This is a genomic window from Arthrobacter sulfonylureivorans (assembly GCF_047607445.1).
In the GTDB taxonomy this organism is placed as follows: Bacteria; Actinomycetota; Actinomycetes; order Actinomycetales; family Micrococcaceae; genus Crystallibacter; species Crystallibacter sulfonylureivorans_A.
This window is the reverse complement of the sequence record NZ_JBLKRT010000009.1, coordinates 31,916-46,041: the sequence shown is the minus strand read 5'-3', so window position 1 is coordinate 46,041 and position 14,126 is coordinate 31,916. Positions and strand designations below refer to the sequence as shown.

Here is a 14,126-nt window from a genome sequence, read left to right as displayed (position 1 = left end):
GCGTGGCGGGACATCATTCCTGCTGCGTGCCATCGCGGTGCGGGCGGTCCGGTCGTCTCCGTGCCCGGCGGGCGCGGATGGCGTCGTCTTCGAGCTTGAGTGCTGCTTCGATATCCTTCTTGTCCCCCGTCAAGGCCCGACGCCAGACCTTGGATGGGTCCGAGTCGAGAAGGATCGTGCGGACCAGCAGGGTTAGCGGAACGGCGAGGATGGCACCGACTGGGCCGAGAATGACGGCCCAGAACAGTACCGAGACAAAGGTCAGCGTCTCGCTGAGCGACACTGCATTGCCAATGTATTTGGGCTGGATGATCGATTGGATGACACTGTTGATCACGCCGTAAATCACGATGACGGCGAAAACAACGGGCCAGCCTCCGCTCAATGCCCCGAAGACCAGCGGCGGGATGATCGCGATGAAGTAGCCGATGTTGGGGATGAAGCTGCAAATGAACGACAACACCCCCCAGGCCATCGCGCCCGGGACCTGCAAGAGGAACAAGACGAGCCAGTTAAACAGGCCCTGCGCGGCGCCCAGGATAGTAGTTGCCACCGTGTAGCGGCGTACATCAACAGCAAAGCCGCTGAAGGCAGTAGCCATTGCCGGCCGGTGGGGCTGCAGGTGGGTCAGCAAAGCGGCCATCCGGCCTCCGTCAACCGCCATCAAGATGAGCATCGTCAGGATGATGACCAGGACGCCGATCATGCCCGTGATGTTCCCCAACAAGCCGGTGATGAACTCGATGATGCGGCCGGGGGTGAGGGCCTGCTGCACGGTCTGTGCCTGTTCAGACCCGAATCCCGCGGACTCCAGCAATTGGGCGATGGACTCGCCCAATTGCTGCAACTGGGGAGCATATTGCGGCAGCAGCGCCGAGAACTGCGCAAGAGCGGCCAACAAGACAACGGAAAGGCCGATCAGGACGGCGAAACCCGCGGCGATGGTAGTTCCGGTACCGATTCCCCGTGGGACACCGTGCCGCTGCATCCAGCGCCTCATCGGATGCACGCAGATGATAATCACTAAGGCCAGGAAGACCGGGGTGAAGATCCCCTGGATCGCGGCGATCCCGAAAGCCGCCACGGTTGCGCCGGCGAGTGCCAGCAGGATGGTGGTTGCGCGCGGAATGCCGGAGCGAGGGACGGGTTCGGATGGTTCGGGCCCGGATGATTCAGGTTGCATTGCCCCCTCCTTCGCCGCTAGTCGTAGTCTAGGGGCGCCACTGTGTTGTCAGAAGGGGACGGAGTCGACAGATCTGGGGTACGACCCTAGCAGTTGAGTTCGCTCGCTACACCGCTGCGAGCGGTCTCGACGTTGGCTGCTTCGTTCTTCAAGGAATCGACCGCTTGCCGCACAGTGGCGTCATCGGGGATATCGTCTACGGCAGCCTTAAGCTCGTCCGTGGCGGAGGCCAGTGCATCAGTGCGGTCTTTGGCGACGTTGGCGGTCGCCCCCTTGAGATCGTTGTAGGTATTGCTGACCTCTTCCCGGGCCGAGCGGATTTCGTCGAGGGTGGCGTCCGGCGTCAGGGTCTCTCGGAAGTTCTGCAGGGCGGCGGCGAAGGCATCGGAGGCCCCGCATGCTTTCGCAACATTTTCCTCGGGGCTGGCAGAGCAGCCCGCGAGCATCCCCACGGCCAACCCTAAGGCGGCAGTTCCTGTCAGAATCGAATGTTGTTTCGACATGGATCGTTCCTCTCTGGATACCGGTTGGACCGGGCGGTAGACGGCCGCTGTCAGACACATCAAGTCTGAGCCTGGCCGTCGGGGCAGACTTCACCCAACCGGGGTGAATTCAGGCTCCCCGGATCAGAGAGATTGCGGGAACTTCCGCCTTCACGCGATCATCCAGGCAGCAGCCTGCCCCAGATCAGGAGTACGACGGCGGCGCTCACGCCGACGAGGAGCGCAATTCCACACCCAGCGTTCAGACCCGCAGAGAATCACGCTTCGATGGCCGCACTGGCGGATGCCTACCGGCCGCTACCTCACCCGCAATGGATGAGGTGCCCCCTGGCACGGACGGTGATCCTTAAGCCTAGAACCCAGGATTCGTGGCAGGACATTGCATCCCGGCCCTGGGCTCCGCGGGCGCAACCGAAAGGACCGTCGTGGACATTTGGGACAACTTTTGGGACTTCTTCTGGTTCCTCTTCTGGACCGTCGCGTTTATCGCCTACCTCATCACGCTGTTTTCCGTCGTCGCCGATTTGTTCCGGGATCGGTCCCTCAACGGCTGGTGGAAGGCTGTATGGATTGTCTTTCTGATTTTCTTCCCCTTCCTGACGGTGCTCGTCTACATCATCGCCCGCGGAAGAGGGATGGCCGAGAGAAGCCAAGAACGTGCCTTGCACACCCAGGAAGCCGTCGACAAATACATTGGGGATGTCGCGGGGACCAGCCCCTCCGACGAAATCGCCAAGGCCAAATCGCTGCTGGACACCGGGACAATCACAGCGGATGAATACGCGGCGATCAAGAAGCATGCTCTCCATGGCCTCCGCGTGCCCTAGCGAAGCACGCTGGGACGTTTCCCCGCTCTCGTCTCCTCAGCAGCCGCGGCGTCAGGCATCAAACCGGGTGAAGGCGCGCACGGCATAGGTGGTCCACGGGCTAGCTCTTCGGCTTCCAGATGTTGATGTCGGAGTCCACCGCGAACTGGTTGATGGCGTCAGCTTCCTCGTCCGTGAAATCGAGGGTGGCGACGGCGGCGAGGCTGTCCTCCAGCTGCGCGACGCTGGACGCTCCGATCAGCGCCGATGTCACCGGGGCGCCCTTCGACTGCTCGCGCAGCGTCCAGGCGATGGCCATCTGCGCGAGCGACTGGCCGCGGTCCGCCGCCAGCCGGTTCAGCCCGCGGACACGGTCCAGGTTTTCTTCGGAGAGCATCTGCGGGAACAACGACTTGTTCTGTGCCGCGCGGGAGTCCTCCGGAACGCCTTTCAGATAGCGGTCGGTGAGCATCCCTTGGGCCAGCGGCGAGAACGCGATGCACCCCATGCCCTCTTCGTCGAGCACTTCCAGCAGGCTCGGGCTGCCCTCTTCCACCCAGCGGTTCAGCAGGGAGTAGGACGGCTGGTGGATCAGCAGAGGCGTGCCGAGACCGCGCATGATGCGGGCCGCGTCCCGGGTCTGTTCGGCCGTATAGGAGGAGATGCCGGCATACAGGGCCTTGCCGGAACGGACCGCCTGGTCCAGCGCGCCCATCGTCTCTTCCAGCGGCGTGTTGGGGTCCGGCCGGTGGCTGTAGAAAATGTCCACGTAGTCCAGACCCATCCGCTTCAGCGAGGCGTCGAGGCTGGACAGCAGGTATTTACGCGAACCCCATTCGCCGTAGGGACCTGGCCACATCAGGTAGCCCGCCTTGGTGGAAATCACCAGTTCGTCGCGGTACGGCAGGAAATCCTCGCGCATGTGCCGGCCGAAATTCGTCTCGGCGCTGCCCTCGGGCGGACCGTAGTTGTTGGCCAGGTCGAAGTGTGTCACGCCCAGGTCGAAGGCCCGGCGCAGGATGGCGCGTTGAACTTCCAGCGGCTTGTCGTCGCCGAAATTGTGCCAGAGCCCCAGCGAGACTGCGGGCAATTGCAGGCCGCTTCGTCCCACCCGGCGGTAGGGCATGTTCTGGTACCGGTTCTGTGCAGCTTCAAACGCCATCCCCTCATCATGCCATCGCGCACCCAGTGGTGCCGACCGCAAAACGGTGGGGAGGGCGGGACATCCCGTCCTCCCCACCATAGGGTTCCTTACCTCAGCGGCGAGTTGCTAGTAGCGGTCGCAGTGGAAACGGACCTTGTTGCTCGACACCCAGCCGTCTTTGCGGCTGAAGGTAACGGCCTTGTAGGTGCGGTCGCACCGCAAGCCGTCGTCACGGACAGTAAAGTCGCCATGATGGGTTCGGGCATAGAACTCATCAACGACCCGGTCCCGGGAAACGTTGACAATCCAGACATGGACGCGGCGTGCATCGTAGTCAGTGCCCCGTACCCGGTAGTCGCCATTACGGAAGATGCGCAGCGACAGGTCGGCGTCGCTCCTGCCTCTGTCACCTCTGTCCGCTTGGGACTGTGAAGACGTCGCGGCGACGCTGCTGGCACCGGCTGGAGCTGCCACGCCCATGCTGGCTAGCAGTCCCAGGAGTACGCCGGCGATCATCAACCACGCACGCCATTTTGCTGAACTTTTCATCACTAGTGCTTCCGTGATTTCCGGTGGGCCCGGACGCGGATGGCGCGTCCGCCTGTCATCAAGAGCGGCTCGGCGGGCCCCCGGCTTTCCTGTCGCCGCTGCCGCTCACTGGCGCCGGATAAAACCACGGGGCTGCCCCCGGCCCATCTGTGTCTACCTGAGGTTGCCGTCCCTCGGAGGATCCTGCCTCCTATGCTCCGCACCGTGCCCCTTCGGTGTGGATAACACGTGCATTCAGAGTAGTCGAAACGGGTAGCGGCGGATACCCTGTGGTGCCACTTTTCCGGCACCCAATAAACCCGACGCCGTCCCGTCCCCGCCGTCCTGCCACCGTGCGGCTAATGGTTGCGATCGGCGATAATCCGGCCCACCACTTCAGGTACCGCCGCGCTGATATCGGATGCCGCCAGCGGTCGGCCCCGCTCGAATGACGACGGCGGTGCACACCATCCGCGACCTGCCTCCTTGGGGCTCGGGTCGGCTGCGGACTTGGCATTGTCCCGTCGCGCTGCCTCCGTCCCGGCCAATCCGTGAAGGCAGGCCGCCATGGCGGCAACCACCGCCCAGTGCTCCGGCTCCGTGAATCCGGCCGCCTCCAATTGCTCCGTGCGGACGGTCGCTGCAAGGGCGCCGAGGATCCCGGCTAGGGTGTCGCCGGATCCGGCTGTAGCCAGCCAGTCGGGCCCGTCGTGCTGGCAGAACAGAACGCCGTCCGGTGCGGCGATCACCGTTACCGCTCCCTTGAGCAGCACGGTGCCACCGGTGAGACCGGCGGCCAGGGCGGCGAATTCGGCGGGTGAGGCCTCAATTTGTTGTCGGTCGGTGGCGACGCCTTGAGCTTCCAGGATGCGCACCAGTTCGCCGGCGTGCGGGGTCAGGACCACGTGCGGTCCCAGCTCGGCCGGAAGTACGTCGAAGGCGCCGGCGTCGGCGACCACCGGCAGACCGGAAGCGATGGCGTCCCGAGCCCGCTCGCGCTGATTCTGGTCCCCGTCTGTTCCAGGACCCACCAGCCAAGCCTGGACCCTGGAATCCGCCACCGTTCCCTGCGAACAAACGGCCTCGGGTGTCTGCAGGTTGATCAACCGGCACACCTCCGAAGGCCCCAGATACCTGATCATTCCGACCCCGGTGGCCGACGCCGCCTTGGTCGCGAGCAGGGCCGCACCGGGATAGGAGCTGGATCCAGCGGCGATGCCCAGCACTCCGCGGGTGTACTTGTGGTCGGTCCGCCGCGGCACCGGCCAGAGCGTGGCCAGGTCCTGCGCCTCGAGCCGCCGCAGCCCTGGCTCCGGAAGCAAATGACCGATACCAATATCCACCGTCTCGATTCTGCCGGCGAGCGCGGCCGCGGGATCAAGCAACAGACCGGCTTTGGCCCCGCCGAAGGTGACCGTGAGGTCTACGGGCAGCACCGGCCCGTTCACTTGGCCGGTCTCGGCGTTGACACCGCTTGGCAGGTCGCACGCCACCACCAGGGGCCCGCCGCGGAGGCCTTCGTGGGTATCCAGCAGCGCCTGCACCAGTTCCCGTGCCGGACCGCGCAGTCCCCCGGCGGCGCCGGTGCCCACAATCCCGTCGACCATCGCATCCGCGGCTACACAGACCTCTGTCGCCGCCCGAACCGTGTCCGCCGGTACCGGTGCACCGGCTGCAGCCGCCGAATCCAGCCGAATCACCCGACCGCCGCTCCGTTCGAAAGCAGCCAGCGCCTCCGGGTGCACGCGCTCGGAGGTGAGCACCGCCGTCGTCATGGCACCGCGTTGTGCCACCGCAGCCGCTGCGAAGAGGGCGTCTCCGCCGTTGTTGCCGCTTCCGGCCAGTACTACCAGCCGGGACCCGTAGACCCTGCCGGTCACGCGTTTGAGTTCGCCGATGATGCCGGCGGCCAGTCCGGCTGCCGCGCGGGCCATCAGTTCCGGGCCCTGTCCGTCGTCGAGCAGCGGGCGTTCGGCGGCGCGGATCTGGTCCGGGGTCCAGGCCTCGATCATGCGGTCCTTTCGGTCGAGCAGCCAGCGGGCAACGAGCGGTGTGGCGGATGGTGGGGTTACTGCTGCCGCAGCGGCCAGGGCTGCCAGCCGTTGGGCAACAACTCCAGCGTCCGTTCCGCCCGTAGGAGTTGATCCTCGGTGTAGTCGTGGGAAGGTTCGCCGCCGCCGCCTTCCCAGCCCGAGCCGTCCACCCGTACCAACTGGTATTCGGCTCGCCGGTGGCGTCCCAAGGGGTAGCGCTCGGCAAAACCTCCGGCCGCGACGGCGAGCACCTGCTGCTCCAGCCCGGTGGCTTCGGAGTCGAGGGTCTCATCACAGGCATCACAGCCGCAGGACGGAAATGGTGTGCTGTGCAGCAGGCCGCTGTGCAGCAACACGCCGGGGAAATCGGTATACGTGAAGACCAAGGGCGCGGCGTCCGGGCTGGCGGGGTCTACCCGGACTGCCCGGAGCACGCTGACTTGGCCGCGCATCCGGGCCTCTGTTTCGGCCGTGACGTCGCTGGTGCTGGCTGCGTAGGTGGAGACCAGATAGTCAATCAGGCTGTCGGCCACGGTGTGCAGGCCGGCAAAGCGTTCCGTGTTGCTGGTGACGCTGTAGGAACCGCCAGGCGCGTCCCCGCTTCCCCACCGGGCGCCGTACGGAATCTGCTCACCGTCCGCATCACGGTAAACCTCCCCCGGAATGTCCGGCCGTACGTATGGAGTCCAGCCCGCCGGCAGCGGGACCGGTTGCGGCAGGTTCCCGTCATGCTCCTCGAACCGGGGCAAAGGTTCCGGTTCCGTCTCGGCCCACTCGCGGACCGTTGTCAGGAACTCCCGGAGCTGTCCTTCATTGGCGGCGTCCAACCGTTGCAAGACTCCGTTGACCACCAAGCTCAGTTCATGGTCGCCGGCCTCCAGGATGCCTCCCTCCAGCCTGCGCCATTGACTGTCCACCCGCTGCGCGACGATCGTGTTGCCGGTGAACACCTCCGCCGCCCCGCTGAGCTGCGGATCGGCAAGGAGTTCAGCGGCATGGACGTGGAGGAATTCCAGGAGGTTGACGGGGCTGGCGGCCAGATCGGCAGGATTCCGGTTGTGCCGGGAACAGAACTCCAGGAACGGTGCGTACCCTGCGACGTGCCGGACCTCGGGCTCTTCCGCTTCCTGCCGGTAGAGTGCGCGCCCGGCACGGACCGGCGCAGGTAGACCTGTCGGCGGTCCTTCGAACAAGTCCTCTGCGGCAGCCATGAGCCGATCCTAGCCTGCGGCCTCGCTGCGGACTATGGCGGCAGAGTGCCCGGGCAGAACCAGCCCGTCAAACGCCCCGGTGCCGTCTGTCGCAGCCCCTGCCTCGCTGCCGGCGGCACTCGCGGCGGTGAACGCAGCGCCGTCGTCGGTAGCCAGCACCACGGTGCCTGACGCCGGGATCACGCGGGACTCGGCGGCGAAATTGCAGCAGATCGCGAACGGGCCGCGATGCAGGATGAGCCACCCTGCGTCCTGGTCCGTTTGCACGGAGACCGCTGCGAAGTCCGGGTCGGTGAGCTCGGGATGCTCTTTCCGCAGCCGAATCAGCCGCTTGTACAGCTCCAGCATCCGTGCATGGTCGCCGGTTTCGGGCTCGGTCCAATCCAGCTTTGAGTTGCGGAAGGTGCCCGGGTCCTGCGGGTCGGGCACAGTCTGCCGGTCCCAGCCCATCCGTTCGAACTCCTTGAGCCGGCCCGCGGACGTCGCTTCGCCCAGTTCCGGTTCGGGGTGCGAGGTGAAGAACTGCCATGGGGTGGACGCGGCGAACTCCTCGCCCATGAACAGCATGGGGGTGAACGGCGCGGTCAGGTTCAGCACCGCTGCGAGCGCCAACTGCCCGTAGCCAAGACTGCCGGTGAGCCGGTCGCCGGCGGCACGGTTGCCGATCTGGTCGTGGTTTTGCGTGCAGACCACCAGCTGGTGTGCGGCCACCCGCTCCTTGTTGATCGGCCGGCCGTGGTGCCGTTCCCGGAACGAGGAGTAGCTGCCGTCGTGGAAGAACCCGTCCTGCAGCACTTTCTCCAGCGCTCCCAGTCCGGCGAAGTCGGCGTAGTAACCGCTGGTTTCGCCGGTGAGGTTTACGTGCACGGCATGGTGGAAATCGTCGCTCCACTGCCCGGCCAGTCCATAGCCGTTCGACCCGCGGGACTCGATGAGCCGCGGATTGTTCAGGTCCGACTCCGCGACCAGGAACAACGGCTTGGCCAGTTCCGCAGCGCAGGCGTCCGTCGCGGCCGCGATTTCCTCCAGGATGTGGACGGCCCGCTCGTCCCGGAGGGCATGCACCGCATCCAGCCGCAGCCCGTCCACGTGGTAGTCGCGGAACCACATCAGCACGTTGTCCTTGATGAAGCGGCGGACTTCGTCCGAGCCCGGCCCGTCCAGGTTGACGGAGTCGCCCCAGGTATTTGCGCTGCCGCTGCTCAGGTACGGCCCGAACCGCGGCAGGTAGTTACCGCTGGGACCCAGATGGTTGTAGACCACGTCCTGGATGACGCCGATGCCCTTGGCGTGCGCGGCATCCACGAAGCGCTGATAGGCGGCCGGCCCGCCGTAGCTTTCCTGCACGGCGAACCACAGCACGCCGTCGTAGCCCCAGTTATGCGTTCCGTTGAACGCGTTGACCGGCAGCAGCTCCACGTAGTCCACGCCGAGTCCGGCCAGATAGTCGAGCTTGCCAGCGGCCGCATCCAGCGTCCCTTCCGGGGTGAACGTGCCGATATGCAGTTCGTAGATCACCCCGCCCAGCCCCGGGGAAACCCAGTCCTGGTCCTGCCACGGGTGCGCCCCGGCGTCGAAGGTCCGGGACAGCCCGTGCACGCCGTCCGGCTGGCGGCGGGACCGCGGGTCCGGCAGCGCCCTGTCCTCGCCGTCCAGCAGATAGCCGTAGTCCGCTTCCCCCTCGGGCACGGCTGCGGTGTCTGCCAGCCGCCACCAGCCGTCGTCGGTCCCCCGCAGCGGCAGCCGTGCGCCGCCCGCCTGCAGTTCCACCGTTCCGGCCCGCGGCGCCCACACCGCAAAGTCCCTGCTCACTGTTGTTCCCCTCCGCGCACCAGCAGCGCCACCGGAAATTCGGTCAGCACGCCGGACAACTGGAGCTCGCCGTCGCTAGTGTGCCTCCGCCCGCTCAGCACGTCCTGGTATGGCCCCGGCGGAATCACGACGGCGGTGTTCCGCCAACCACCGTCCCGCTTCAGCCGGACCGGCAGCCGGGTGGCCAGCGTGATGGCACCGCCGCGGTCGAACCCGAAGGCGTGATCGGCGGCGGGACCGCGCACCGACATGGCCTGATAACCCGTAAACAGCTCGGGCCGGTCCCGGCGCAGCCGCAGTGCCCTGGCCACCACCAGCATCTTGGCGGCAGCGCTGTCGTCCACCGGCGGCATCCCGTCCCGGTCCAGGTTCTCCAACGCCGTGCGCCGGGCCTGGAAGTCGACCCGCCGGCGGTTGTCCGGGTCCACCAGCGAGTGGTCCCAGAACTCCGTCCCTTGGTAGACGTCCGGCACTCCGGGCATGGTCAGCTGGATGAGCTTGGCGGACAGTGAGTTGCTCCTGCCAAAAGCCGTCGTGTCCTCCACCAGTCCGACCAGCAGTCGGTTCACCTGCGGGTTGTCGAAGGCGGCGTCCACAGCGGCATGCAGCTGCTTTTCGAAACCGGTGTTGGGGTCGATCCACGACGTGCTGTTGCCGGCTTCGCGTGCGGCCTTCTCCGCATAGGCGTGCGCACGGTCCCGGCTGAACGGCCAGGCCCCCAGCGCCGCCTGCCACAGCAGGTCGGCGAACGGCAGGTCCCCGAACGGAGCCAGCCGGTCCAGCTCAGCCAGCCGCGCCGGCCATTGGTCCGCCAGCTCGGCGAGCACCGAGATGCGGGCCCGGGTGTCCTCGCTGCGTTTCGTGTCATGCGTGGAGAGCGTGGTCATCGCCAGCGGCGCCTCCTGCTGCCGGCGGATCAGCCGTGTGTGCAGTTCAAACGGCTCCACCGCGAAGATGGACGGATCGGCGCCCACCTCGTTCAAAGAGGTCAACCGTGTGTACCGGTAGAAGGCGGTGTCTTCCACGCCCTTGGCCATCACCATGCCGGACGTCTGCTGGAAACGCACCGCCAGTTCGGTCAGCATCCCCTCCGGCTGCAGCAGCGGCAGCAGGGCGGTGACCGCTTCGGCCAGGTCCGGACGGCGGGCCTGGGCCGCGATGCTAGCTTCCTCCAGATACTCCGCGCCGACCGGAAGGTAGCTCCGGTACACCGGAAAGCAGCTCAGCAGTTCGGCGAGCGCATCGGCGGCGAGGTCGAAGTTGACGCCGGCCTCGGCCGGAACCAGCCGCGCCAAGCGCAGCACCTCGGAACGCAGGATGCCGTCGGCGATTCCCCGCTTGGTGTCGTGGATCATGTGCTGGTACGGCTGGACCGGTGCCGCCTCGGTCAGGCGTTCCCGCCCGTCGGGATCGACCAGCAGCCGGTCTACTTCCGCCAGCGCGTCGTACCCGGTGGTTCCGGCGCAGGCCCAGTCTGCGGGCAGCGTCTCCCCCGGCTCCAGGATCTTTTCCACCAGCACGTAGGCGCCACCGGTTAGCTCCTGCAGCCGCTGCAGGTAGCCCTTCGGGTCCGCCAGCCCGTCCGGATGGTCCACGCGCAGCCCGTCCACCAGGCCCTCGTCGAACCAGCGCTTGATCTCCGCGTGGGACTCGTCGAATACCCACGGCACCTCCACCCGGACACCGGCCAGTGAGTTGACACCGAAGAACCGTCGGTAGTTAAGCTCGGCGTCGGCGCGGCGCCAGTTCACCAGCTGATAGTGCTGGCGTTCGTGGACTTCCCGGGCGGTAGCGCCGTCGTCGGCCGTTCCCGCGGCGATGGGGAACCTGTTCTCGTAGTAGCGCAGCTCGCCGTCGGCCAGTTCCAGGGAATCCAGTTCCTCGTCACCGTCGCCCAGCACCGGAATCCGGATCTTTCCGCCACCGGCGTCCCAGTCGATGTCGAACGCCTCGGCATAACGTGATCCGCGGCCTTCGGCCAGCAGCGACCACCACCAGCGGTTGTTGGCTGGGGTGCCCACGCCCATGTGGTTCGGGACAATGTCCACCAGGATTCCCAGCCCCGCTTTCCGGGCGGCCGCGGAGAGCGCGCGCAGCCCGTCGATGCCGCCCCTGGCCGGATCCACCGCACCGAAATCCACTACGTCGTAGCCGTGGTCGGACCCCGGTTCAGCCTTGAGCAGCGGCGAGAGATAGACCCAGTCGACCCCGAGGTTGTGCAGGTACGGCACCAGGTCTGCCGCGTCGTACAGCGTGAGCGATTCCCTGATCTGCAATCTGTAGGTGGACGCCGGGGCCCTCATCCGTCTTGCTTCCCCTTCTTGCCCTTGGCGGCCGGCTTCGGGGTGGATTCCGGGGCCGCCTCCGGCGCAGCGTCGGTGTCCGGTCCCGCCGCGGTTTCTGGCTCCGCGGCGTTTGCGGGTTCCGACGCCTGAGCGGATTCCGTTGCGGGTTTCGACGCCTGCCCGGATTCCTCGGCGGGTTCCGGCGCCTGCGCGGAGGCAGCCACCTGCTCCGCTTCGGACATGGCGGCCACGGAAGCTGCCACGGAATGGTCCGGTTCTTCTTCCTGCGGCGAGTGGGCCCGCAGCACCATGGTGGACTTCGCGGCCACCGGTGCGGTCTCCCCGGCCTTCAGCGGGCCGGTCGAGTCCCCGCCGCCTGCTGTATCGATGACGATGTCCCACGCCGGCGCATATTCCCGCGGCGGCAGGACGAACGGCACATCGTCGTCGTCCGCATTAAAATAGATCAGGAAATGCTCATCGGTGATCCGCTGCCCACGGTCGTCGCGTCCGCGGATGCCTTGGCCGTTGAGGAAGATGCCAATGCACCGGCCCAGTGCTTCGCCCCAGTCCTCCGGTTCCATCAAGGTCCCCTCCGGGGTAAGCCACACGACGTCGCTCAGCGGTTCACCCTCGCCGCGGCGGACCGGTTTTCCGTCGAAGAACGTCCGGCGTCGGAACGTGGGGTGCTCGGCGCGCAGCCGGTTTACCGTGGCCACGAACTCAAGCAGCGGCTGGTCCATGTTGTTCCAGTCCACCCAGGACAGTTCCGAATCCTGGCAGTACACGTTGTTGTTGCCCTGCTGGGTACGGCCCAGTTCGTCGCCGTGGGCGATCATCGGCACGCCCTGGCTCAGCAGCAGCGTGGCAAGGAAGTTACGCTGCTGCCGGGCGCGCAGGGTGAGGACCTCCGGGTCGTCGGTAGGGCCTTCCACCCCGCAGTTCCATGAGCGGTTGTGTGACTCGCCGTCGTTATTGTCTTCGCCGTTGGCCTCGTTGTGCTTCTCGTTGTAGGACACCAGGTCCCGCATGGTGAAGCCGTCGTGGGCGGTGATGAAGTTGATCGAGGCGACCGGCCGGCGACCGGTGGCTTCGTACAGATCGGACGACCCGGTGATGCGGGACGCGAATTCGCCCAGGGTGGACGGCTCGCCCCGCCAGAAATCGCGCACGGTGTCCCGGTACAGGCCGTTCCACTCGGTCCACAGCGGCGGAAAGTTGCCCACCTGGTAGCCGCCGGGACCGATGTCCCACGGCTCGGCGATCAACTTGGTCTGCGACACGATCGGGTCCTGCTGCACCATTTCAAAGAAGGTCGAGAGCCGGTCCACATCGTAGAACTCGCGGGCCAGCGTCGAGGCCAGGTCGAATCGGAATCCGTCCACGTGCATCTCCGACGCCCAGTAGCGCAGCGAGTCCATCAGCAGCTGCAGCGAGTGGGGATGGCGCACATTGAGTGAGTTTCCCGTGCCGGTGTAGTCCATGTAGTACTGCGGCTGGTCGTCCACCAGCCGGTAGTACGCTCCGTTGTCGAGCCCGCGGAAGGACAGGGTGGGGCCCAGATGGTTGCCCTCCGCCGTGTGGTTGTAGACGACGTCGAGGATCACTTCGATGCCGGCCAGGTGCAGCTCCCGGACCATCGCCTTGAATTCCTGCACCTGCTGACCGGTATCCCCGGAAGAGCAGTAGGTGTTCTGCGGCGCGAAAAAGCCGATGGTGTTGTAGCCCCAGTAGTTGGACAGCCCCTTGTCCTGGAGCGTGCTGTCGTTGACGAACTGGTGGACCGGCATCAGCTCGATGGCCGTCACGCCGAGCTTCTTGAGGTGCTCGATCACTGCCGGATGGGCGATCCCGGCGTAAGTGCCGCGCTGTTCTTCCGGGATCTCCGGATGCAGTTGGGTCAGGCCCTTGACGTGGGCCTCGTAGATCACCGAGCGGTGGTACGGCGTGCGCGGCTTCCGGTCGCCATCCCAGTCGAAGAAAGGATTGACGACGACGCCGAGCATCATGTGCTCCGCCGAGTCCTCGTCATTGCGGGAGTTCTCGTCCCCGAAGTTGTAGCCGAACAGCGGCTGGGCCCAATCGATCTGGCCGCTGACGGCCTTGGCGTAGGGGTCCAGCAACAGCTTGTTCACGTTGCAGCGCAGCCCCTGGCCGGGATCGTACGGCCCTTCCACCCGGAAGCCGTACTTCTGGCCCGGTTGGATCTGCGGCAGATAGCAGTGCCACACGTAGCCGTCGACGTCTTTCAGCTTGATCCGCTGCTCGACGCCGTCGTCGTCAAACAGGCACAGGAAGACGGCATCCGCTACTTCGCTGAACACGGCAAAGTTGGTTCCGTTGCCGTCATAGGTTGCCCCCAGCGGGTAGGCGTCTCCCGGCCAAACTTCCATGCGCAACTCCTGATCATCGATGGCGGATCCCTCTTCCTTTCTTACCCCATGGCGGTGACATTGGATATCCCGGTTTGCCCGCCAAAAGGCCGCCCCACGACGACGGAGCCCGGCTCCGCGCGGAATCCGGCGGCTGCCCTCCCGCTGAAATGCCCGCCATCTGCTGCATTCGAGGCCGATCAGCCAGCAGGCCGCCACCGGTCCTACACAGCGGTGTGAACTACTGTC

Annotated in this window: 10 protein-coding genes; 1 reads left to right on the top strand and 9 read right to left on the bottom strand. The window is 66.0% G+C overall.

Annotation, left to right across the window (positions count from 1 at the left end):
* Positions 1-13 precede the first annotated feature (13 nt).
* Positions 14-1,183, bottom strand: coding sequence for an AI-2E family transporter (locus ACMX2H_RS06160; protein WP_414959663.1), 1,170 nt, complete (start codon positions 1,181-1,183; stop codon positions 14-16).
* Positions 1,184-1,269: 86 nt separating this feature from the next.
* Positions 1,270-1,686: a hypothetical protein gene (locus ACMX2H_RS06155; RefSeq protein WP_414959662.1), complete on the bottom strand. Its 417-nt coding sequence runs from the start codon at positions 1,684-1,686 to the stop codon at positions 1,270-1,272.
* 425 nt (positions 1,687-2,111) lie between these two features.
* Here ACMX2H_RS06155 and ACMX2H_RS06150 point away from each other — a divergent pair, with 425 nt between their 5' ends.
* Positions 2,112-2,513, top strand: coding sequence for a PLDc N-terminal domain-containing protein (locus tag ACMX2H_RS06150; RefSeq protein ID WP_414959661.1), 402 nt, complete (start codon positions 2,112-2,114; stop codon positions 2,511-2,513).
* Between the two features lie 100 nt (positions 2,514-2,613).
* Here the strand turns inward: ACMX2H_RS06150 and mgrA are convergent, their stop codons facing one another.
* The 7 genes from mgrA to glgX all read right to left on the bottom strand — a co-directional run bounded on the left by mgrA (position 2,614) and on the right by glgX (position 13,898).
* On the bottom strand, positions 2,614-3,654 hold the full coding sequence (gene mgrA, locus ACMX2H_RS06145) for an L-glyceraldehyde 3-phosphate reductase (RefSeq protein ID WP_414959660.1): 1,041 nt from the start codon (positions 3,652-3,654) through the stop codon (positions 2,614-2,616).
* A 108-nt stretch (positions 3,655-3,762) separates the two neighbouring features.
* Entirely contained in the window at positions 3,763-4,185 is a 423-nt protein-coding gene (locus tag ACMX2H_RS06140) for a hypothetical protein (protein WP_414959659.1), read from the bottom strand.
* 338 nt (positions 4,186-4,523) lie between these two features.
* Positions 4,524-6,176: a bifunctional ADP-dependent NAD(P)H-hydrate dehydratase/NAD(P)H-hydrate epimerase gene (locus ACMX2H_RS06135; RefSeq protein ID WP_414959658.1), complete on the bottom strand. Its 1,653-nt coding sequence runs from the start codon at positions 6,174-6,176 to the stop codon at positions 4,524-4,526.
* 56 nt (positions 6,177-6,232) lie between these two features.
* The gene (locus ACMX2H_RS06130) at positions 6,233-7,408 is read right to left on the bottom strand and encodes a DUF6226 family protein (protein ID WP_414959657.1); all 1,176 of its coding nucleotides are present in this window, start codon (positions 7,406-7,408) and stop codon (positions 6,233-6,235) included.
* Positions 7,409-7,417: 9 nt separating this feature from the next.
* Positions 7,418-9,220: a malto-oligosyltrehalose trehalohydrolase gene (gene treZ / locus ACMX2H_RS06125; protein ID WP_414959656.1), complete on the bottom strand. Its 1,803-nt coding sequence runs from the start codon at positions 9,218-9,220 to the stop codon at positions 7,418-7,420.
* Positions 9,217-11,523: a malto-oligosyltrehalose synthase gene (gene treY, locus ACMX2H_RS06120; protein ID WP_414959655.1), complete on the bottom strand. Its 2,307-nt coding sequence runs from the start codon at positions 11,521-11,523 to the stop codon at positions 9,217-9,219. The genes treZ and treY overlap by 4 nt, the downstream gene beginning before the upstream one ends.
* Positions 11,520-13,898, bottom strand: coding sequence for a glycogen debranching protein GlgX (gene glgX / locus ACMX2H_RS06115; protein WP_414959654.1), 2,379 nt, complete (start codon positions 13,896-13,898; stop codon positions 11,520-11,522). Before glgX ends, treY begins: the two co-directional genes overlap by 4 nt.
* Positions 13,899-14,126: the final 228 nt, after the last annotated feature.

What these genes read in the sequence shown, in the direction of transcription:
- ACMX2H_RS06160 (WP_414959663.1), bottom strand. Translation starts at nt 1,183, where the DNA reads ATGCAACCTGAATCATCCGGGCCCGAACCATCCGAACCCGTCCCTCGC.
- ACMX2H_RS06155 (WP_414959662.1), bottom strand. Translation starts at nt 1,686, where the DNA reads ATGTCGAAACAACATTCGATTCTGACAGGAACTGCCGCCTTAGGGTTG.
- mgrA (WP_414959660.1), bottom strand. Translation starts at nt 3,654, where the DNA reads ATGGCGTTTGAAGCTGCACAGAACCGGTACCAGAACATGCCCTACCGC.
- ACMX2H_RS06140 (WP_414959659.1), bottom strand. Translation starts at nt 4,185, where the DNA reads ATGAAAAGTTCAGCAAAATGGCGTGCGTGGTTGATGATCGCCGGCGTA.
- ACMX2H_RS06135 (WP_414959658.1), bottom strand. Translation starts at nt 6,176, where the DNA reads ATGATCGAGGCCTGGACCCCGGACCAGATCCGCGCCGCCGAACGCCCG.
- ACMX2H_RS06130 (WP_414959657.1), bottom strand. Translation starts at nt 7,408, where the DNA reads ATGGCTGCCGCAGAGGACTTGTTCGAAGGACCGCCGACAGGTCTACCT.
- treY (WP_414959655.1), bottom strand. Translation starts at nt 11,523, where the DNA reads ATGAGGGCCCCGGCGTCCACCTACAGATTGCAGATCAGGGAATCGCTC.
- glgX (WP_414959654.1), bottom strand. Translation starts at nt 13,898, where the DNA reads ATGGAAGTTTGGCCGGGAGACGCCTACCCGCTGGGGGCAACCTATGAC.